17 protein-coding genes are annotated in these 20,213 nt (G+C 65.3%); 6 read left to right on the top strand and 11 right to left on the bottom strand.

The window, feature by feature from the left end; translation table 11 throughout:
- Positions 1 to 31: 31 nt before the first annotated feature.
- The 3 genes from SADO_RS09355 (at position 32) to SADO_RS09345 (ending at position 3,372) form a co-directional block, all read left to right on the top strand.
- Positions 32 to 868 (top strand): class I SAM-dependent methyltransferase, encoded by an 837-nt coding sequence (locus SADO_RS09355; RefSeq protein WP_353110913.1) that lies wholly within the window; start codon positions 32 to 34, stop codon positions 866 to 868.
- 84 nt (positions 869 to 952) lie between these two features.
- Entirely contained in the window at positions 953 to 2,620 is a 1,668-nt protein-coding gene (gene argS, locus SADO_RS09350) for an arginine--tRNA ligase (protein ID WP_353110912.1), read from the top strand.
- The gene (locus tag SADO_RS09345; RefSeq protein ID WP_353110911.1) at positions 2,620 to 3,372 is read left to right on the top strand and encodes an SPOR domain-containing protein; all 753 of its coding nucleotides are present in this window, start codon (positions 2,620 to 2,622) and stop codon (positions 3,370 to 3,372) included. Before argS ends, SADO_RS09345 begins: the two co-directional genes overlap by 1 nt.
- Positions 3,373 to 3,420: 48 nt before the next feature.
- On the opposite strand, the gene SADO_RS09340 is transcribed toward SADO_RS09345, so the two are convergent.
- From SADO_RS09340 to uvrD, 3 genes are all read right to left on the bottom strand, one after another.
- Positions 3,421 to 4,575, bottom strand: a complete 1,155-nt coding sequence (locus tag SADO_RS09340; RefSeq protein WP_353110910.1) for a transporter substrate-binding domain-containing protein — start codon at positions 4,573 to 4,575, stop codon at positions 3,421 to 3,423.
- Positions 4,576 to 4,602: 27 nt separating this feature from the next.
- Positions 4,603 to 5,583, bottom strand: a complete 981-nt coding sequence (locus SADO_RS09335; protein WP_353110909.1) for a DUF3187 family protein — start codon at positions 5,581 to 5,583, stop codon at positions 4,603 to 4,605.
- A gap of 167 nt (positions 5,584 to 5,750) precedes the next feature.
- Positions 5,751 to 7,910 (bottom strand): DNA helicase II, encoded by a 2,160-nt coding sequence (gene uvrD / locus SADO_RS09330; protein ID WP_353110908.1) that lies wholly within the window; start codon positions 7,908 to 7,910, stop codon positions 5,751 to 5,753.
- Between the two features lie 146 nt (positions 7,911 to 8,056).
- Between uvrD and SADO_RS09325 the strand changes: the two genes are divergently transcribed.
- Positions 8,057 to 8,827, top strand: coding sequence for a M48 family metallopeptidase (locus SADO_RS09325; protein ID WP_353110907.1), 771 nt, complete (start codon positions 8,057 to 8,059; stop codon positions 8,825 to 8,827).
- Positions 8,828 to 9,021: 194 nt separating this feature from the next.
- Positions 9,022 to 9,294: an RNA-binding regulator gene (gene rbp / locus SADO_RS09320; protein WP_353110906.1), complete on the top strand. Its 273-nt coding sequence runs from the start codon at positions 9,022 to 9,024 to the stop codon at positions 9,292 to 9,294.
- Positions 9,295 to 9,413: 119 nt separating this feature from the next.
- Here rbp and SADO_RS09315 read toward each other — a convergent pair whose 3' ends face one another.
- The 4 genes from SADO_RS09315 to SADO_RS09300 all read right to left on the bottom strand — a co-directional run bounded on the left by SADO_RS09315 (position 9,414) and on the right by SADO_RS09300 (position 15,167).
- Positions 9,414 to 11,252, bottom strand: coding sequence for an alkaline phosphatase D family protein (locus SADO_RS09315; protein ID WP_353110905.1), 1,839 nt, complete (start codon positions 11,250 to 11,252; stop codon positions 9,414 to 9,416).
- Positions 11,249 to 12,694: an alkaline phosphatase PhoX gene (locus SADO_RS09310; protein WP_353110904.1), complete on the bottom strand. Its 1,446-nt coding sequence runs from the start codon at positions 12,692 to 12,694 to the stop codon at positions 11,249 to 11,251. Before SADO_RS09310 ends, SADO_RS09315 begins: the two co-directional genes overlap by 4 nt.
- 227 nt (positions 12,695 to 12,921) lie before the next feature.
- A complete protein-coding gene (locus SADO_RS09305; RefSeq protein ID WP_353110903.1) occupies positions 12,922 to 14,151 on the bottom strand; it encodes a hypothetical protein in 1,230 nt (409 codons plus the stop codon).
- A gap of 5 nt (positions 14,152 to 14,156) precedes the next feature.
- Positions 14,157 to 15,167 (bottom strand): ABC transporter ATP-binding protein, encoded by a 1,011-nt coding sequence (locus tag SADO_RS09300; protein ID WP_353110902.1) that lies wholly within the window; start codon positions 15,165 to 15,167, stop codon positions 14,157 to 14,159.
- A gap of 56 nt (positions 15,168 to 15,223) precedes the next feature.
- On the opposite strand from SADO_RS09300, the gene SADO_RS09295 reads away from it, so the two are divergent.
- Entirely contained in the window at positions 15,224 to 16,045 is an 822-nt protein-coding gene (locus SADO_RS09295) for an endonuclease/exonuclease/phosphatase family protein (protein WP_353110901.1), read from the top strand.
- Positions 16,046 to 16,067: 22 nt separating this feature from the next.
- On the opposite strand, the gene SADO_RS09290 is transcribed toward SADO_RS09295, so the two are convergent.
- From SADO_RS09290 to oppB, 4 genes are read right to left on the bottom strand one after another with little or no spacing between them, the layout of a single operon-like run.
- A complete protein-coding gene (locus tag SADO_RS09290) occupies positions 16,068 to 17,531 on the bottom strand; it encodes a phospholipase D-like domain-containing protein (RefSeq protein ID WP_353110900.1) in 1,464 nt (487 codons plus the stop codon).
- Complete coding sequence (locus SADO_RS09285; RefSeq protein ID WP_353110899.1) at positions 17,528 to 18,364, bottom strand: ABC transporter ATP-binding protein; 837 nt, start codon at positions 18,362 to 18,364, stop codon at positions 17,528 to 17,530. The genes SADO_RS09290 and SADO_RS09285 overlap by 4 nt, the downstream gene beginning before the upstream one ends.
- A gap of 18 nt (positions 18,365 to 18,382) precedes the next feature.
- The gene (locus tag SADO_RS09280; protein ID WP_353110898.1) at positions 18,383 to 19,276 is read right to left on the bottom strand and encodes an ABC transporter permease subunit; all 894 of its coding nucleotides are present in this window, start codon (positions 19,274 to 19,276) and stop codon (positions 18,383 to 18,385) included.
- A complete protein-coding gene (gene oppB, locus SADO_RS09275) occupies positions 19,273 to 20,190 on the bottom strand; it encodes an oligopeptide ABC transporter permease OppB (RefSeq protein WP_353110897.1) in 918 nt (305 codons plus the stop codon). Before oppB ends, SADO_RS09280 begins: the two co-directional genes overlap by 4 nt.
- Positions 20,191 to 20,213 lie beyond the last annotated feature (23 nt).

Genomic DNA, 20,213 nt, shown 5'->3' with positions numbered 1-20,213 from the left:
TATGCGATCGTGGCGCTTGGAGGATTCATCGATGACCACAACGCATTCCAGCGCCGGGAACCCGCGCGTCTCGCTTACCGGTTATGCCACCGCCAGTGCCTGGACTCATTTCGGGTTCGAGCATGCCCAATGGTTCAGCACCCTGCGCGGGCGTGCCCTGTTCCTGCCGCTGCATCTCGGTTGTCGCGCCCTGCGCCGGTTCGCGCCTGGTCCGGGCGCTTTCACGGAAACGCTTTACTGGCGTCATCACTGGTTCTCCGAATGGGCCGCCCGCCAGTGTCCAGGCCTGGCGATCGAGATCGGCGCCGGGCTGTCGACGCGCGGTATCGCCCACGCCGCGCGTAACCCACAGATGCAATGGGTCGACTACGACCTACCCGACATGGTGCATGCGCGCGCCAACATGCTCGCCAGTCGCGACCTGCCAGCGAACTACACGCTCGAACCCGGCGATCTGCTCGCAACAGGGCTCGGCGCTCAGCTCACAGCGCCAAGCCGAGGTTCGGTGATCGCCATGACCGAGGGCGTGACCGACTATCTGAACCGCGAAGAGAAGCAGCGCGCCTGGCAGAGCATTTCCTCGCTGCTCAAGCGACTCGGCGGCGGCCGTTACCTGCTCGAAATCTATCCACGCGATCGGATTGCGGCGTTCGGCCCCGCAGCCGGTGTTGTGCTCGACGCGCTGCGCCGAATCAGCGGCCGAGACATGCTAAGCCAGCTCTGTTCCAGCACCGACGAGGCCATCGGCCTGCTCGAGAACAACGGTTTTTCTCGGGCCCGCGTACTGCCCGAGTCGGAGCTGGCCGACGCGGGCCGTGCGCCGCCGCCTTCCCAGCGTGCCTTTGTCCTGATCGAGGCCCAGACATAGCCACACATGGGCGAGACATAGCCGGGTGTGGCGCGCCGCGTTAGACTGCGCGGTCATTCGCGACCGCCTCGAACCAATACCACCGTGAAACGTCTCGTCCAGGATCTCCTCGCCAGCGCTGCCGACCGCGCCTGGCCCGATATCGACACTTCTGCCGCGCCCCACGTCGAACGTACCCGCGATGCCGCGCATGGTGATTTCGCCAGCAATATCGCAATGACGCTGACCAAGGCGGCACGCCGCAACCCGCGCGAGATCGCCCAGGCAATCGTTGATGCGCTGCCCGATGATGAACGTATCGCCAAGGTCGAGATCGCCGGCCCCGGCTTCATCAATTTCTTTCTCGCCCCGGCTGCTTTCCGGGCCGCGATTGATACCGTGCTGACCACCGGCGCAGCTTATGGCCGCAGCGATGATGGCGCCGGCGAGAAGGTGATGATCGAGTTCGTCTCGGCCAACCCGACCGGGCCGTTGCATGTCGGCCATGGCCGCGGCGCGGCGGTCGGTGACTGCATGGCGCGTCTGTTCGAGGCCGTCGGCTACGACGTCACCCGCGAGTTCTATTACAACGACGCAGGCGCCCAGATCGCCAATCTGGCCGTATCCGTACAGGCACGCGCGAAAGGGATCACGCCGGAAGACGACGTGTGGCCCGCCGACGGCTATCGCGGCGACTATATCGCCGATGTCGCCGCCGCCTATCTCGCGGGCGAGACCGTTGCCGCCGACGACCGCGAAGTCACCGGCGCGGGTGACGCCGAGAACCTCGACGCGATCCGCGAGTTCGCCGTGGCGTACCTGCGCCGCGAGCAGGATGCCGATCTCAAGGCCTTCGGCGTGGATTTCGATGTCTATTCGCTGGAATCCGCCCTGTATGCCGACAACCGTGTCGAAAAGACCGTCGAGGAACTGATCGCGGCCGGCCACACGTACGAGGCCGATGGCGCGCTTTGGCTGAAGACCACGGACTTCGGTGACGACAAGGACCGCGTCATGCGCAAGGCCGAAGGCGGGTATACCTATTTCGTGCCCGACGTCGCCTATCACGTCGCCAAATGGGAGCGCGGCTTTGCCCGTGCCGTGAACGAACAGGGCGCCGATCACCACGGCACCATCGCCCGCGTGCGCGCCGGCCTGCAGGCGCTGGATATCGGTATCCCCAAGGGCTGGCCGGACTACGTGCTGCACCAGATGGTCACGGTGATGCGCGGCGGAGAGGAAGTGAAGCTGTCCAAACGGGCCGGCTCCTATGTGACGCTGCGCGATCTCATCGATGAGGTCGGCCGCGACGCGACCCGTTATTTCCTGGCCGCGCGCAAGCCCGATTCCCAGCAGACCTTCGACATCGATCTGGCCCGCAGCCAGTCGGAAGAGAATCCGGTCTACTACATCCAGTATGCCCATGCACGTATCTGCAGCGTCGATGGCCAGCTCGCCGAGCGCGGCTTCGAATTCTCGCGCGACGCGGCCGATATGGCGCGTCTGGACACGCCGCACGAGCAACGCCTGATCACCGCCCTGTCACGTTTCCCGGAACTCGTCGAGTCCGCGGCGGACGACTGTGCGCCGCAGGCAGTTGCCCACTATCTGCGCGATCTGGCCGACGCGTTCCACAGCTATTACAACGCCCAGCAGTTCCTGGTCGACGACGCGGCCCTGCGCAACGCGCGCCTGGCGCTGGTGTACGCCACTCGGCAAGTACTCGCCAACGGGCTTAGGCTGTTGGGTGTGAGTGCTCCGGAGAAAATGTAATGGCTCGAGACTATTCCTCTCGTCCCAGCAGTTCGCCGTCGAAGAACGGCAAGCGCAAGCCCACGCGCCGGAAACCGGCTGCCAAGCCGACGAAAAGCCGCCAGACCAAGACCGGCGGCGGCCCGCCGGGCTGGGTATGGATGATCTGCGGGCTGTGTATCGGCCTGACCGTCGCAGCCGGCTTCTATGTCTTCGCCCGTCCCGGCGGCACGCTCGCACGCGAGCAGGTCGAGATCGCCACGCCGCAGGCGGCCAGCAACGAAGACAAGAGCAAGGCCGCCGAGAACGAACAGCCGGCCGAGCCCGCCAAACCGAAAGAGGAACCCCGGTTCTCCTTCTACAAGATGCTGCCCAACTACGAGGTAGTGATTCCGGAAGAGGAATACCCGGAACGCGAGACCAGCAGCAGTTCGAGTAGCTCGAGCAGCACCGCATCGAGCGCCGGCCCCGCGCCAGCGCCGGAGACCGAAACGCCGAGCAAGCCGCAGCCGACCACCCCCAAGGTCGACGAACCCGGCAGCTACATCATCCAGGCGGGTTCGTTCTCGACCCACAAGGACGCCGACCGTCGCAAGGCGGAGCTCGGTTTGCTGGGCCTGGCCGCACGTATCGTCGAGGTCGATCTGCCGTCGGGCAAGACGGTCTATCGCGTACAGAGCGACACGATCGGCTCCAGTAACGAGCTCAATCGCATGCTCAAGCGCCTGCGCGAGAACCGTATCGACACGCTGGTGATGCGGGCCAAGAAATAGCGCGGCACCCGTCTCAGGGCGCCGCGCGCGCCGAACGCTGGCGTTCGGCTAGGGCTGCTTGCCGAGATACTCGGTCAACGTATCGCGCCACGCGTCGCTGGCCAGATATTCGAGAATCGCGCGGTTGATCGGCTCGCGCAGATCGCTGCCCTGCGGCAGGGCGAAGGCATAGTCCTGGCGGTCGAACACCGACGGCAGAACCTCGAGCGTGCCGGCATACTCGTTGAGCACGCGGAAGTTGAGCAGCGGCGCATCGTAGACCACGGCATCCACGCGCTCGTCGGCCAGATCCGCTAGCCCTTCCTCGAGTTCGGTGCGTGTACTGAAGGCGATACCCCGATCGCGCAGCGAATCAGCCGCGGCCGAACCCTCGACCGTGACCACCCGTGCATTGCCCAGATCCTGGACCCCGTTGATGCCCGAGGCCAGTCGATCGACGGTCAGCGATGTCGCGATCGCGGCCGTAAAACTGGAAATGATGATGATGGCGGCGAACATCCAGACCAGCCCGATCAGCTTGCCGCCGAGTGTCTTTGGCGCCTTGTCGCCATAGCCCACCGTGGTCATGGTTACAGCGGCCCACCAGAAACCACTGCCCAGACCCTGGGCGGTGGTGCCGCCGAATTCCTCGGCATTGGAGCGGCGCTCGAAGAACCAGATGGCTACGCCCACGCCGAGCAGCACCAGCGTCAACGCCGCCAGCGCGGTGAAGAACTGCCAGGAAAAGAAGCGGCTGATCGTCGCCCAGACCGCGCTGCCGGTCGACGGCACGGCAATCGCCAGCCCCGTCGAATAGAACGGATAGGAGAAATCGATATTGGCTTCGCGCGGCGCGGTGACCGTGAGCGCGGCCACCGACAGATCGAGCGTGCCATCCCCCAACCCCGTGAAAAGGCCACTCAGATCGCTGGGCGCATAGCTGAATTCGACCCCGAGCCGCTCGGCCACGGCTTCCCACAGCTGAATGCTGATACCCGAGAATTCGCCGGCCTCGTTCTCGACCACGAACGGCGGCGCGGCCTTGGTGCCAACAACGAGATTGGCACCGCGCTCGCCGGCCGGCATGGCGGCCGAGACTGAGTCGTCCGAGGCTGCCTGCGCGTCGGCGGCGTCTTGTTGCGCCCAGACTGGCGAGGCCGCCATGGCCAGCAAGGCGCACAGCGCGAATGCAGCCAATGTCTTGAATGAAAAAATATTATTCATCTATCCCCCCTGATGCCGGGCACGGCGTCAGAAGGCGTGACGCAGCCCCAGCATGAAACTTACATCCGGCGAAGCGCCGGTATTCAGGTCTTCGATAATGGCAAAGTCGACGCTGGAGCGCTGGCCAACCTGCCAGTCGAAGCCCAGCGCGCCGGCGACCGCCGTGCCGTCCAGAGCCTCGATTTCCGTGTCTTCATAGAACGGGCTATGCGCATAGGCCTGGACTTCCAGCACGAAAGCCGGCGTCAGCGCGTAGCCGAGCGTGGCCCAGCCAAAGGCCACTTCCTGCACGCGCTGTTGTTCCAGTACGTCGCCTTCGCCGGAATAGAGGCCGCCGGCGCCGGCGAGCATGCGCCAACGCGACGTACCGCTCTGGTTATTGCCGACCGTGCCCCACAGCGACAGATCCGCCGCGCCGCTGCCGGTAAGCCTGTCGGCGTCGCCGGTGGGCAGCTTCAGCTCGCCGGCCACGGACATGCCCCAGTCACCCACGCCTGACAGGCGCTTTTTCAGGGCCAGGCGGACATCGCCCACGCCGGAAGGCGAGTCGCTCACGTCGAGCGCAAGCCGACCGTCGCGCTGGTAGCGAAAAGTCTGACGATCATTCGGCGCGCTGGAGCGGCCGCCATCGGCAAAGCCGAACACATCGTGAAAATCATCGATGAACTCGTCGGAGAAGCCGCCGCTGTGATCGACGAAGGGAATCTCGATCGAGGCCTGCCATCGGCCGGCCAGACCACGCTTGAATACCAGCGCGGCGCGGGTGGTTTCCCCGTCGAACAGCAGCGACTCGTTGCCGCTTTCCTGTTCGGTGTAGTGGCTGGTGTAGTCGACGCGCAGGCCGGCATGCCATGCGCCGGGCTCGGCGACGGTATAGCCGTCGGCCCGCGGCAGCCCATAGATGCTGACGGTGGGCGATTGATCGGAAAAGGTCAGTGGCTGCGGCGCGAAAGCATCATCGCCCTGGCCGAAGGCCGGCGCAGCAAACAACGCCGATCCGAGCAGCATCGATAACCCAGACCATCCCCCTGCACGACGTAACCCCATGTCGCCCCCCAAGGCTGCGCACCGACCGGCGCGATTGTTTTTATTGACCCGACACCAATAACAGCCGAAATATCAGCTGTTTTCAACGCCGCCGATGGCAGCAGCGAATGCGCCAAGGCACATTCAGATCATGCCGGATCGAGTTTGGCATAACCGGCGATCAACCACTTGCTGCCCACACCGTCGAAATTGACCTGGATACGCGCCCGCGCGCCATCGCCCTCGAAAGCCAGCACCGTGCCCTGCCCGAATTTCTTGTGCGCGACCCGCTGGCCCAATGACAAGCCCGCCGCGCGCTGCTCCGACTTTGCAATGCCGCCCGGCCGGAATACCGGCTGCTTGATACCGGCCTGAGGCCGGACTTCGCGCAGGTAGTCGGCCGGGATCTCGCGCAGGAAACGCGACGGCGCACAGAGGTTCTCACTGCCATGCAGGCGCCTCACTTCGGCATGCGAGATATGCAACTTCTCCATGGCCCGCGTCATGCCCACATAGCAGAGCCGGCGTTCTTCCTCGAGGCCGTTGTCGTCGTCGATCGAACGCTGATGCGGGAACAGGCCTTCTTCGAGGCCGACCATGAACACCAGCGGAAACTCCAGGCCCTTGGCCGAGTGCAGCGTCATCAACTGCACCGACTCGTCCCATTCACCGGCCTGGTTTTCGCCCGCTTCCAGCGAGGCATAGGCCAGAAACTGGGTGATCTCGTCCATGGTTTCGTCGTCATCGGCGCTGTAGGCCCGCGCGGCAGAAACCAGCTCGTCGAGGTTTTCCTTGCGGCCTTCGGCCTTCTCGTCGCCGCCCTTGCCATGGTGGGCCTTGAGCTGGGTCGTGGTAATCACCTGTTCGGCGATTTCCTGCAGCGCCATGTCCTCGACCGACGCATCGAGCGTGTCGATGAGCTCGATAAAGGCCATGACCATCTTGCCGGCGCGGGGCGGCAGCCCGTTCTCGGCGAGGTCGAACGCGGCCTGCCAGAGGCTCATCGAACCCGCCCGGGCATGGCTGCGAATCTTGTCTACCGTGGTCGCGCCGATGCCGCGGGTCGGCGTGTTGACGATGCGCTCGAAGGCCGCATCGTCGGCCCGCGACTGCAGCAGGCGCATATAAGCAAGCGCATCCTTGATCTCGGCGCGCTCGAAGAACTTCTGGCCGCCGTAGATGCGATACGAGATTTCGGCTGCGATCAGGCGCTCCTCCAGCACCCGCGACTGGGCGTTGGAACGATAGAGGATGGCGATATCCGAACGCCGGCCGCCCTCGGCGATCCAGTTCTGGATCCGGGTGACGACATGCTGGGCCTCGTCGTACTCGTTGAAGGCGCCGTAGACATCGATCGGCTCGCCGTCGCTGCCGGCGGTCCACAACTCCTTGCCCAGCCGCGACAGGTTGTGGCCGATCAGCCCGTTGGCCGCGCCCAGGATCGTACCGGTGGAACGATAGTTCTGCTCCAGGCGCACGGTAGCCGTGTCCTTGAAGTCGTCCTCGAAGCGCAGGATGTTGTCGACCCGCGCGCCGCGCCATGAATAGATCGACTGATCGTCGTCGCCGACGATGAAGACCTTGCCCTGCGGGCCGGCCAGCAGCCGTATCCAGGCGTACTGGAGCGCGTTGGTGTCCTGGAACTCGTCGACCAGAATATGACTGAAACGCCGGCGATAGTGCGCCAGCAGATCGGCGTTGTCGCGACAGGTCTCGAACGCGCGCAGCAGAAGCTCCGGGAAATCCACCAGGCCGGCCGCTTCGCGGGCGTTTTCGTAGGCCTGATAGACACGGATCATCTGGCTACGGGCATAGTCGCCGGTATCGGCCAGATCGCGCGGGCGCTCGGCGGCTTCCTTGCAGCTGTTGATGAACCCCTGCATCTGGCGCGGCGGCCAACGCTGCTCGTCCATCTCCAGATTCTTGAGCGTGCGCTTCACCAATCGAAATTGATCGTCCGCATCGATGATCTGGAATGCCTGCGGCAGTTTGGCTTCCTTGTAGTGCAGGCGCAGCAGCCGGTGGGCGATACCGTGGAAGGTACCCACCCACATGGCCCGCGCCGGCACCCGCAGCATGGGCTCCAGGCGCGCGCGCATCTCGCCCGCGGCCTTGTTGGTGAAGGTCACCGCCAGCACCGACTGCGGGGCCACGCCTTCCACACCGATCAGCCAGGCGATACGATGGATAAGCACCCGGGTCTTGCCGGAACCGGCGCCGGCCAGAACACGCATATGGCCGGGCGGCGCGCCCACGGCTTCACGCTGGGCTTCGTTTAGGGGCTCGAGAATCGCTGATACGTCGTCCATGGCGCGCATTGTAACCAATGCCCTGCCGGCACCGGCCCCCGCGTAACGGCGCGTTGCGTATTCATCGACGCGCAAGCTCATCGCGCTAGAATCATTATCGTACGAGACCCGGTCGCAAACCGACCGATAGCCTGGAGACTCCCATCATGCGTCGACTCATTGCCGCTGCCCTGCTGCTAGTACTCGTGGCCTGTGCCACCTCGCCCACCGGCCGCAACCAGCTCAAGCTGTTCTCTTCGGAGAAGATCGCGCAGATGGGCGTCCAGAGCTACCAGCAGATGAAGCAGGAAGAACCCATCGACAACAGCACGGCCGACAACCGCTACGTGAAGTGCGTGTCCGACGCGATCACGAACGTGACCGGCGGCGAATGGGAAGTCACGGTGTTCAAAGACGATCAGGTCAACGCCTTCGCCCTGCCGGGCGGCAAGATCGGCGTCTATTCCGGCCTGCTCGATGTCGCCAAGACCGACGACCAGCTCGCGGCCGTCATCGGCCATGAGGTCGGCCACGTGCTCGCCGACCACGGTAACGAACGCGTCTCTCAACAGGCTGCCACCCAGGGCGGGCTACAGGTCGTATCGGCCTTTCTCGGCGGCTCGGGCGGCGGCGCCGGTAGCCAGGCCGTGATGTCGGCACTGGGCCTGGGCGCCCAAGTCGGCATCCTGCTGCCGTTCTCGCGCGCCCAGGAAAGCGAAGCCGACACCGTTGGTCTGGAACTAATGGCCCGGGCCGGCTTCGATCCGCGCGAATCCGTGGCCCTCTGGCAGAACATGGCCGCCGCCGGTGGCGAGAAGCCGGCCGAGTTCATGTCGACCCATCCGTCGAACGAAACTCGCATAAACGGCCTGCAAAGCCATATGAACAAGGCGATGCAGCTCTATCAGCAGGCGCCGAACAAGACGAACTGCAGCTAGGCGACGCCCGCAGCGACAACGGCGGCCTGGATAACTTGAAATTTTTTTCGTCTTGAGCTATTGCACGGCGCGAAAAATATGTAGACTCGGTTTAGTACGGCTTAGCCGTTCTCCGTTGGTCTTAGTTTGGTGTCATTGACGAGTCCTTACGGTTTTTCAGAAATAATGACACGGTATCGCTAGGATCAGTCGAGATGAATATTTACGTGGGCAACCTGTCGTGGAACACCAATGACGACGAACTCCGTGGCGCCTTCGAGGCGTTCGGTGAAGTGTCGTCGGCCAAAGTGATCATGGATCGCGAAACCGGCCGTTCGCGCGGCTTCGGCTTCGTGGAAATGCCGGACGACAGTGCCGCCAAGGAAGCCATCGAAGGCATGAACGACAAGGATCTGGGTGGTCGCACCCTACGCGTGAACGAAGCGCGTCCGCGCGACGATCGCCCCCGCGGTCCGCGTCGCTTCTAAAAGCGACCGTTCGCGAAGATCTATAAAAGAAGCCGCCTCAATCGGGCGGCTTTTTTTTGCCCGGCCGAGCGAGCCGGCCGTCATGCCTTGCCCCCGGGCGGCTGGCGGGCGCCCGTCTTTCAGCCCACGCTCGGCGCCAGGATTGCGCCGTCCGCGACGGCTTGGTTCGGCGCGGCACGCACGTCGCCGGCTACCGGCTCCGGACCGATGTTCGGCGGCTGCGTGGCGGTTGCCTGTTCGCCGGTACTCGCCGTGCGCTGTTCGCTCAGCCGATTGGCCCGGCTCTGGGTCACGAACGACGTGGCGAAACGCTCGCCCGCATCGCGTTCGGCGATCGTGTTCACGTACCAAAACTCGCCCTGCAGTCGCTCCGAAGTGATGTCGAGCAGCACGTAGCCGTGGTTCTCCAGATCCACATACTTCATATGCGGATTGAGTACACGAATGCTGTCGCGCGCCGGCTGCAGTTCGGGCAGGCCGCTGGAGGTCACCGACGGGCAGACGAACTCCACCGCCCGTGAGCCTTCGCCCGTGAGCGGGTTGTAGACCGCCGGGTTGTTCGGGTCTTCGGTCACATCCTGGGCCCAGGATGTATGGATATCGCCGGCGAGCACGACCACGTCGTCGAGTCCCTGGATGCGCAGCTGATCGATGATGCGGTCGCGCGCGGCCGGATAGCCGTCCCATTGATCAACGTTGATCGCCACGCCGCCGTTGGTGAGCAGCGTCAGCTTCTCGTCCAGCGCAGGTAGCAGGTTCAGATCCAGCAGCCGCGGCAATCCCAGCCGTAGCGGCATGAACATCACCTGCTGGCCGAGAAGCTTCCATTGCGCAGTCGAACGGGCGAGCTCGCCGTTGAGCCAGGCTTCCTGTTCGAAACCGAGCATCGTGCGGCGTTCGTCGCCGATCGTGGCAGCATCTACAGGGCTGGAGGCCTGCTGGTCACGGCCCACAAGACGCGTATCGAGCATGATCAGATGGACAAGATCGCCCCAGGCGAAACGCCGATAGATACGCTCGGGCCGGTCCGGCTCGACCGCGCGGATCGGCAGCCACTCGTAATAGGCCTGAATCGAACGCGCCTTGCGCGCGGCCCAGGCGCCTTCCGTATCCGGCTGATGGTTCTCTGCGCCGTCGGCCCAGCTGTCGTTGGTCGATTCGTGATCATCCCAGACCACCACCATCGGATGGGCGGCGTGCAGCGCCTGCAAGTCGGGGTCGCGTTTGTACTGGGCATGGCGCAGTCGATAGTCGGCCAGCGATACGATCTCGGTGGCCGGCTCGTGATCGCGGCCGTCGATGCCGGTACTGCCGTATTCGTAGATGTAGTCGCCCAGATGCAGCACGAGATCGATATCCGCACGCGCCGCCATCGCGGCATAGACGTTGAAATAGCCGTCGGTGTACTGCGAGCAGGAGGTAAAGGCAATCCGTGCATGATCCACTGGCCCGATCGGCGCAGTGCGGGTGCACCCCACCGGCGAACGCGCGCCGTTCGCCTCGAAGCGGTAGTAATAGGTCCGGCCGGATTCGAGACCGTCGCGGTCGATCTTGACCGTGTAATCACGACCGGCGTCGGTCAGAAAGCCGCCCTCAGACGCGATATCCGATAGCGCTTCGTCGCGTGCCACGACATAGCGACCGCCGACCGGCAGTGTCGTGGATTCGGCCGGCGTGACGCGTGTCCAGAGCACGACCGCATCGGGCAACGGGTCCCCGCTGGCCACGCCGTGTTCAAAGCGTACCTTGACGTCCGTGGTCTCGGGCGCCGGCTCCGCTGGCGTTTCTACGGCCGAGCCACCGCCGGTGTCGACCTCGCCGCCGAACGCGATATCGCTATCGCCGCTGCAGGCGCCCAGCCAGGGCGTGACCGCCAGCGTGGAACCGGCCGCGCCCACACGGCGCAGAAAGCCGCGCCGCGAGGGCGAATGGTCTTTGGGGCCGCGCGGCGAGCTCATGAGCCAGCCGGGGTGAAGAACCGCCGGTCGCCGGTGCCGATGATTTCATAGGTCAGCCCCAGACCGCCGTCGCTGGCCGCACCACCGCCGGCCGGCAGGCGACCGCGCTGACTGGAGAAATACAGCCGCCGGCCATCAGGCGAGAAGGCCGGGCCGGTGATTTCGGAGTCGTCCTGGCCCACAACCTGCACGATCGGCAGCACTTCGCGCTCGGGCGTGATCGCCACGATCTGCATGTCGCCGCCGTCCTCGGCGACGAGAATATCGCCGAGCGGCGAGATGGTGACGTTGTCCACACCGGTGAGCACGGCGTCTTCGAACAGATCGTCGTCGTAGATGATTTCTATCGAATCGTCGCGCGTGTCGTAGGCCCAGACCCGGTTGTCGCCCTTAGTGGTGAAGAACACGATCGCCTGGTGATACCAGATGCCCTCGCCGCCATCGAAGGACGTGGCCGCCGCAACCTGTTCGCGGGTCGGCGTGCCGACCACGAGATTGACGTTCTCCAAGCCATTGGCGATGGCCTCTCCCAGGCCCGGGATCGCACGCAGCTCCGCGCTGGCGGCCAGGGTGGCCTCGTTGACCACAGCGAGCTGCGGATTCGGCTCGGGCACATCGTGCCAAACGATTGGCCGGCGGGTCATCGGATCGTCGCCGACGATCTCGGCAATCTGCAGCGTGCCGGAATCCAGCGAGGGGTAGGCATCGCAGACGAAGCGATAGAAGCCGCCGTCGGAGTCGTCCTCGGTGAGATAGACGACACCGTTGACGGGGTCGATAGCCGCGGCTTCGTGGTTGAAGGTGCCCAGCGCCCGCTTGATGTTGGACAGATAATCGGTCGCGCCGTTGCCCTGCGGGTCGCATTCGAAGACGTGGCCGCCTTCATACTCCTCGCAGGTCAGCCAGCTGCCCCAAGGCGTGGGCCCGCCGGCACAGTTGGCTATGGTGCCGGTCTGGATCGCATAGGCATCGACGATCTCGCCGCTGGCATCGAAACGCAGCGCGCCGACACCACCAGGAATCGATTCGCTGTTGGAGACATAAATCCAGCCGCCGTCGGCCTGCGCGAAGGTCGCACCGCCGTCCGGGAAGGTATGCCAGAGATAGGGCGCGCCACCGTAGGGACGCTCGCCCGAGCTGGCGATCACGCGCGAGGTGAAGCCCTCGGGCAAACGCAGGCCGCTGGCATCCGGTTCGCCGAGCGCGCCAAGCTGGCTGATCGGCGTGGGCGAGGCTCCGCCGTCCGGCATCGAAGGGCGCACGGTGCCGCCGCCGTCTGCGCCCCCGGTCGCGCCCCCGTTGCCAAGATTGATGGCGGCATCGCCGTCGCTGCAGCCGCTCAGCAGGCTGCCGGTAACTAACAGACCCGCACCACTGAGACTCTGCAAAAGCAGACGACGACGCGCCGGATCATGCGGCCGTGCCGCACGTAACTTGGCCATGAGTTCCCCCGTACCGATACAAAGACCTATCGAGGGAAATCTAGCCCGTCCATATGACGCTATTGTGAAACAGCATCTTTTCAGCTATCGACTACGGCGCTGTCCGCGGTCGGGGCCGGCAGCGGCGCCTCGGCCTTCGGGCTGCTGACTCCATCAGCGGGGACTACATGGTTCTCGCCGGCACGCACCTATCTGGCCAACGCGAATCGCTGCGCGATGTTAAGCCTTCACGAGTCGCGCTCGTGGGTAAAAACGGAAGCCGGAAAATGCAGCCCGGTGGTCGGCAACCGTACATTGCGTAGCGTAACCAACGCGAACAGCAAGGGATTGACGTCGTAGATCGCGCGTAGCGGCTCGACCAGCGCCGGGTCGATGAAATCGTGGTCCGCCAAACGCGCCGGGTCGATGGCGCGTGCCCAGGCCGGGTCGGGATAGGCGCTCGCATAGCGCATCCGATCGAAGAATTGCGGGTGCTGCAGCAACGGGGGGAGCACGTCGGTCAGCCGACCCGCTTCCAGCGCGTTGCCGAGTTCGACGCTCAGATGTGCGTTGTAGGCCGGCTGGCGCAGCAATGCGAACAACGACTCCATCACATCGACGCCCGGCGCTGTATCCACGTCGCCGATCGCGACGCTCACGTCCACACCCGCATCGAGCGCGGGCTTGAGGGCGGCGGGATCGATCGTATCCTTCTCCCCGTTGGCGCTTTCCCAGTGGCCGACGCGCGTATGCAGTGTCATCTCCTCGCCTGCCATCGCGGCATAGGCGGCTATCGCGGCCTGGCCGTCGAGATCGATACGCTGGGCGACCGGCAGCCAGCTCACGTGCGTCACACCACGCTCGGCCCATTGATTCAGCGCCTTGGCTGCATCCTCCCGCGCCGGATGCACCGACACGACCGGCACCAGCCGCCCGGGCGCGCGTTCGGCGAGCCAGACGACATAGGCGTTGGCGACGAAATCCGTGGTCGCCGCGTCGTCGCGCTCGCCCTGCGCGTCGTAGACCGCGTCGCGGGCGAACACCCGTGCGCGGTAGTCACCGGGCATTGCTTCGATCTGGCGCAGCAGGCGCGAGACATACTCGGCGTCGGCAAACACGCCGTCGCCCATGCCGGCCGCATGGCGGCGCGCCACTCGGCGCGCCCAGTCGAACGGCCCGCCGGGCGGCGTGGCTTCGCTGCCGGCCTGGGCGCCCTCATCGACCGCTGCGGCGGCCAACTGGCCATCGGTCAGCAGACCGACCCGGTGATCGACGACCGCACCATCGAGATGATCAAAGGTGTCATCGATCAAGTCCTGCGCGGTTTCCGGCAAGACCCAGGCCGCGTCTTCCGGCTCGTGCGTCCAACCGCCGGCATAGCGATCGAGTGCCGCACGCCAACCCGCGACCGCGAGCACCGCAATCGCCGCCATCACCACGACGGTGATCAACAGGCGTATGCTCCAGCGACGCAACATAGGCGTTACGACACCGCGGCGACGCTCTGATCGGCCACGGCCTCGGCATGCAGACAGGCCACCCGCCCCGTCTCTCCGAACGCTCGCAGCGCCGGCACCTGATCTGCACAATCGGCCTGCGCCCACGGGCAGCGGGTACGAAAGACACAGCCCGAAGGCGGATTCGCCGGCGACGGCAGCTCGCCCGGCAGCGCGATACGCTGGCGCGCACGCTCGGCCACCGGGTCCGGCCGCGGCACCGCGGACAGCAAGGCGCGCGTGTAAGGGTGCGCCGGCACCTCGAACAGCGCGTCGCCTTCGGCCTGCTCCATCACCCGGCCGAGATACATCACCATCACCTCGTCGCTGATCTGGCGCACCACCGCCAGGTCGTGGGCAATGAACAGGATGGCGATACCGAACTCCGCCTGCAGTTCCTGCAGCAGTTCGACGATTCTTGCCTGGATCGAGACATCGAGCGCGGAGACCGGCTCGTCGCAGATCAGCACCTTCGGCTCGACCACCAGCGCCCGAGCGATGCCGATACGCTGACATTGCCCGCCGGAGAACTCGTGCGGGTAGCGGTTGATCTGGGCCTGCGACAGGCCGACACGCTCGATCATGCCGTGCACGCGCTCGTTGCGCTGTGCGCGCGACAGATCGGGGCGCAGATGACGCAGCGGCTCGGCCACGATCTGGCCGACTGTCATGCGCGGATCAAGACTGGCCAGCGGGTCCTGGAAGATCATCTGCACGTCGCGGCGCAGCGCTTTCCAGGTCGCCGGTTTGTCGTGCTCGACGCGGCGGCCATCGAATTCGAGCTGGCCACTGGTAATCGGCACCATGCCGGTCAGCGCGCGCGCCAGCGTCGACTTGCCGCAGCCTGACTCGCCCACCAGGCCCAGCGTGCGGCCGGGCCGCAGCGCGAGGCTTACGCCGTCCACGGCCTTGAGCACCCCGGCGTCCTGCCAGGGCCAGCCGGCGGTCAACGGAAAATGGACCTTCAAGTCGTCCAGTCGCAGCAGCGTTTCGTTCATCGACAAGCCGCCCGTACGGCACCTACGGAATACGGCAACGATGGTACGCTGAAGCCGTGAATTCGCCCAACGATCCCGGCGCCCTGCGCCAGCCCAGCCGAGACAAGCCGCGCCTGTCCCTGCTGAGCTTCAACATGCAGGTAGGCGTCGGCACCAAGCGCTATCGCGAATACGTCACGCAGGGCTGGCGGCATGTGCTGCCCAGCCAGCAGGTGCGCGACAATCTCGATCGTATCGGCGAACTGCTGGTCGGCCACGACATCATCGGCCTGCAGGAGATCGATGCCGGCAGCCGGCGCAGCCAGTACCGCAACCAGATCGAACACCTGGCCGAACAGGCCGGCTTCGAATACTGGCGGGTGCAGGTCAATCGCAACCTGGGTCGGGTTGCCCAGCACGGGCTGGGCCTGATCAGCCGATTTACCCCGTTTGCAGTGAGCGAACACAAACTACCCGGACGCCTGCCGGGTCGCGGCGCGCTGATCGCGCGTTTCGGCACCCCGGACGACAGCCTCGCCGTGGTGGTCACGCATCTGGCGCTCGGGGCCGGCAGCCGCGCGCGCCAGCTGGCCGCCATCTGCGAACTGGTGGCCCGGGACGAACACGTCGTCGTCATGGGCGATACCAACTGCACGGCCCATGCCCTGATCGCAGACCCGGCACTCGCGGCCAGCGGCCTGCATGTCTACGACCGGCCGCTGCCGACGTTTCCGAGCTGGCGGCCGCGCCGGGGCATCGACCATATCCTGACCTCGCCAAGCCTGAAGATTCGCGAAGCGCGGGCCATCGATGCCGTGCTCTCCGACCATCTTCCGCTGCATATGGCCGTCGAGTTGCCGGACACGTTGCATCGCGCCCTGGAAGGCGCATCGCCCTAAGCGAAAGCGAAGCCGCCCGGCCTCAGAAGTACGACGAGAACAACCAGAAGATGGAATCGCGCATGCGTGCCGGCCAGCGGCGCCGGCGCAGATCGGCCAGCGTATAGGCCCGGCTGCGCTCGAGAACGTTTTCGATATGGCGAGCCAGCCTCTCGACACCGGCCGGATCGAAGATCTCCACGGCCAGCTCGAAATTCAGACGCAGACTGCGTGGATCCAGATTCGGCGAGCCGACCAACGCGTAGTCGTCGTCGAGGACCAGCAGCTTGGTATGTGCGAACGGCGGCGGGCGGTAATGGATCTTGACCCCGCGCAGCATCAACTCGCCCAACGCGTGGCGCGATGCCCATTCCACGAACGGTAGATTGTTCTTCGACGGCAGCACGATCTGTACGTCCAGGCCGCGCAGGGCCGCGGACTGCAGCGCGCCAATCAGCGCCGGCCCGGGCAGGAAGTACGGCGTCATGATCAGTACCCGCCGCCGCGCGCTGGCCACGGCGGTCTGTACCAACGTGGCCAGACGCTCCGTATCCCGGGTGGGGCCGTTCTCGATGCTGCGACAGGCCGCACTACCGGCCGGCGCGATCTCGCCGCGGCTCACACCGGTCTGGCGACCGGTCGCAAACGCCCAGTCGGACAGAAACACGGCCTCGATCTGGCGCACGATCGGCCCGGCGAAACGAAAATGCATATCCTCGACGCCGCGCCCGTCGGCGTAGAAATGCCGGTCGCCGATGTTCATGCCGCCCGTGAAGGCAACCCCAGCATCGGTCACCAGGATCTTGCGGTGATTGCGCAGGTTGATACGCAGCGACGGCGGCAGCAGCCGTGGCGGCAGAAAACGCGCGGCCTGGACGTTCTGGCGCTTGAGCAGTGCCACAGCACGCCGCCCCGGCCAGGCGTAGTACTCGCCTACACCATCGATGAGTACGCGCACATCCACACCGCGCTCTGCGGCGCGACCGAGTGCGTCGATGAAGCGCTTGCCGACCTTGTTGGTCTCGAAGATATAGGTGGTGAGATAGACGAAGCGGTGCGCCTTTTCGATCGCCTCCAGCATCGGCGGATAGGCCTGCTCGCCGTTGTGAAGCATGTCGACGCCGTTGCCGGCAACCACCGGCCAGGCGGACAGACGATCGCCGGCGGCCGCGAGCCCCAGCCGACGCCGGTCGAGAACCTCGCTGTAATCACGCAGCTCCGCATAGGCGCCCGGCTGGCGCGCGCCCAGACCGTGGCGCGACTGGCGATCCAGACGCCGCGCGCGGATACGTACGCGATTGACGCCGAACATGTAGTAGAGCAACGGCCCGACCGGCGGAAACAGAACCGACACGCCGATCCAGCCGAAGGCGCTGGCCGGGGTTTCGCGGGTCAGCAGGGCATGCACGCTGGCCACCAGCGCGCTGCCGGCGAGCACGATTACCGTGGCCCAGAACCGCAGCAGTGAGAGCAGTTCCGGCGCGGTCAGGTAATCGGGCAGATTCATCTGCCGCCATCCGCGCGGCGCGGCGTCTCCAGCCGGGGCACGGCCGCCAGCAGGCGCTGCGTGTAGTCGTGTTGCGGGGCCGCGAACAGGGTATCGATCGGCCCGCGCTCAACGACTTCGCCGTTACGCATCACCAGCACACGCTCGGTCTGACCGGCGACCACGCCGAGATCATGCGTGATCAGCAACAGCGCGGTTTTCGTGCGCGTGCGCAGCTCGGCCATCAGGTCGAGAATATCGGCCTGCACGGTCACATCCAGCGCGGTGGTCGGCTCGTCGGCCACGAGAATATCCGGCTCGCAGGCCAGCGACATGGCAATCATCACACGCTGACGCATGCCGCCGGAAAACTGGTGCGGGTAATAGCGAATCCGCCGCGAGGCGTCCGGAATACGCACCGCTTCCAGCATTTCGATCGCTGCGGTGGTCGCTGCCCGCCCTTTCAGACCGCGATGGCGCTTGAGCACCTCGGTCATCTGGGTGGCGATCCGCAGATGCGGGTTCAGCGTGGTCATCGGGTCTTGGAAGATCATCGCGATCCGCGCGCCGCGGATACGCTCCAGCACACGGCGCCTGGCGCCGATGAGCTCGACCGCCCCGTCGCCCGTCTGCAGCTTCGCGCTGCCGGTAACGCGGGCGTTGTCGGCCAGCAAACCCATGAGAGCGAGCACACTCTGGCTCTTGCCCGAGCCGGATTCGCCAACGATGCCGACCGCCTCGCCGGCGGCCAGCTGCAGGTCGAGCCCACGCACCGCCTCGACCACGCCGTCGGGCGTATCGAAGCTCACTTTCAGATCACGGACATCAAGCAGCATGGCGCCAGTGTAAGGCACGCAAAGCGCTCGCGGCGCCTAGCGATCCTTGGGATCGAGCGCGTCGCGCAGACCGTCGCCGATGAAGTTGAAACAGAACAGCGTTACGGCGAGAAACACCGCCGGCACGATCAGCAACCACGGCGCACGCCCCATTTCGTCGGCGCCGTCCTTGATCAGCGCGCCCCAGGAGGTGGCCGGTTCCTGCACCCCGAGCCCGAGAAAACTCAGGAAGGACTCGAACAGAATCACCTGCGGGATGGTGAGGGTGATATAGACCGCGACCACGCCAAGCAGGTTGGGCACGATATGGCGCAGCACGATCGCGAACGGTGACGCCCCGGACATGCGCGCGGCCTCGATGAATGGCTGCTGCTTCAGCGCCAGCGCCTGGCCGCGCACGATACGCGCCATGTCCAGCCAGTTGATCGCCCCGATAGCTACGAAAATCAGCAGGATATTGCGGCCGAAGAACACCATCAGCAGGATCACGAAGAACAGGAAGGGCATCGCATAGAGGATATCGACGATGCGCATCATCACGCCGTCCACACGCCCGCCGGCATAGCCGGCCGTCGCGCCGTAGGCCACGCCGATCACCAGGCTCACCAGCGTGGCGACCAGGCCAATCAGCAGCGAGATGCGCCCGCCCTGCAAGGCGCGCACGAACAGATCGCGGCCCAGTCCGTCGGTGCCGAACCAGTGGCTTTCCGTGGTCGTCGGCGGCACCCAGATCGCACCGTAGTTCTGGGTGAAATAATCGTGTGGCGACAGCCACGGCCCGACCACCACGGCGACAACGATGAAACCGAGCAGCCCCAGCGACGCCAGCGCCGCGCGATTGGCGCGCAGACGCAGCAGCGCGTCGGAGAACAGACTGCGGCCCTGCTCGGGCGCGCCGGAGAGCTCGATTTCGTCGGCACGGCTACTCACGAGTAACTCACCCGCGGGTCGAGCCAGCCGTAGAGCAGGTCCACGACCAGATTGAAGGCCACGATGAGGATGCCGTAGAACAGCACGACGCCCATCACCAGCGTGTAGTCGCGATTGAGCGCGCCCTGCACGAAGAACTGGCCCAGCCCCGGAATACCGAAGATGGTCTCGATGACCACCGAGCCGGTGATGATCCCGGCGGCCGCCGGGCCCAGAAACGACACCACAGGCGTAAGCGCGGCGGGCAGCGCATGCACCCAGACCACGCGCCGCGACGACAGGCCCTTGGCCCGCGCGGTGCGCACATAGTTGGAGCGCATGACTTCGATGGTGGAAGCCCGCGACAGGCGCGCGACATAGGCCATCATCGCGGTGCCGAGGGCAAGCACCGGCATCACGTAGTTCTGCCAGCCACCCAGCCCGCCGGCCGGCAGCCAGTCGTTATAGACCGCGAACAACAGGATCATCAGCGGCGCGAGCACGAAGTTCGGGATCGAGATGCCGAGCATCGCCGTGGTCATCGCCGCGTAATCCGTCGGTCGGTTCTGGCGTAGTGCGGCGGCCATGCCCAGCGGCACGCCGAACAGCAGCGCAAAGGCCAGCGAAGACGCCCCGAGCTTGAGCGAGACCGGAAAGCCGGAGGCAATCAGGTCGTTGACGGTGATATCGCGATACTGAAACGACGGCCCGAAATCGAAATGAGCCACGTCCCATAGATAGCGGCCGTACTGCTGGTAGAGCGGCTCGTCGAGATGGTATTTGGCCTCGAGATTGGCCTTGACCTGTGGCGGCAGCTCGCGATCGGCGTCGAACGGCCCGCCGGGTGCCGCACGCATCATCACGAACGCGAGCGTGAGCAGGATCAGCAACGTCGGGATGGCGCCGAGCAGGCGACGCAGCGCATACGACAACATGATCAGGCGCGGTTCATGGCGAT

It is taken from the genome of Salinisphaera dokdonensis CL-ES53 (genome assembly GCF_040361215.1).
GTDB classification, from domain to species: domain Bacteria; phylum Pseudomonadota; class Gammaproteobacteria; order Nevskiales; family Salinisphaeraceae; genus Salinisphaera; species Salinisphaera dokdonensis.
This window is presented reverse-complemented; position numbering and strand designations above follow the sequence as displayed.

Coding starts and splice junctions, on each gene's coding strand:
- SADO_RS09355 (WP_353110913.1), top strand. CDS start 32: ATGACCACAACGCATTCCAGCGCCGGGAACCCGCGCGTCTCGCTTACC.
- SADO_RS09345 (WP_353110911.1), top strand. CDS start 2,620: ATGGCTCGAGACTATTCCTCTCGTCCCAGCAGTTCGCCGTCGAAGAAC.
- SADO_RS09340 (WP_353110910.1), bottom strand. CDS start 4,575: ATGAATAATATTTTTTCATTCAAGACATTGGCTGCATTCGCGCTGTGC.
- SADO_RS09335 (WP_353110909.1), bottom strand. CDS start 5,583: ATGCTGCTCGGATCGGCGTTGTTTGCTGCGCCGGCCTTCGGCCAGGGC.
- uvrD (WP_353110908.1), bottom strand. CDS start 7,910: ATGGACGACGTATCAGCGATTCTCGAGCCCCTAAACGAAGCCCAGCGT.
- SADO_RS09325 (WP_353110907.1), top strand. CDS start 8,057: ATGCGTCGACTCATTGCCGCTGCCCTGCTGCTAGTACTCGTGGCCTGT.
- rbp (WP_353110906.1), top strand. CDS start 9,022: ATGAATATTTACGTGGGCAACCTGTCGTGGAACACCAATGACGACGAA.
- SADO_RS09315 (WP_353110905.1), bottom strand. CDS start 11,252: ATGAGCTCGCCGCGCGGCCCCAAAGACCATTCGCCCTCGCGGCGCGGC.
- SADO_RS09310 (WP_353110904.1), bottom strand. CDS start 12,694: ATGGCCAAGTTACGTGCGGCACGGCCGCATGATCCGGCGCGTCGTCGT.
- SADO_RS09305 (WP_353110903.1), bottom strand. CDS start 14,151: ATGTTGCGTCGCTGGAGCATACGCCTGTTGATCACCGTCGTGGTGATG.
- SADO_RS09300 (WP_353110902.1), bottom strand. CDS start 15,167: ATGAACGAAACGCTGCTGCGACTGGACGACTTGAAGGTCCATTTTCCG.
- SADO_RS09290 (WP_353110900.1), bottom strand. CDS start 17,531: ATGAATCTGCCCGATTACCTGACCGCGCCGGAACTGCTCTCACTGCTG.
- oppB (WP_353110897.1), bottom strand. CDS start 20,190: ATGTTGTCGTATGCGCTGCGTCGCCTGCTCGGCGCCATCCCGACGTTG.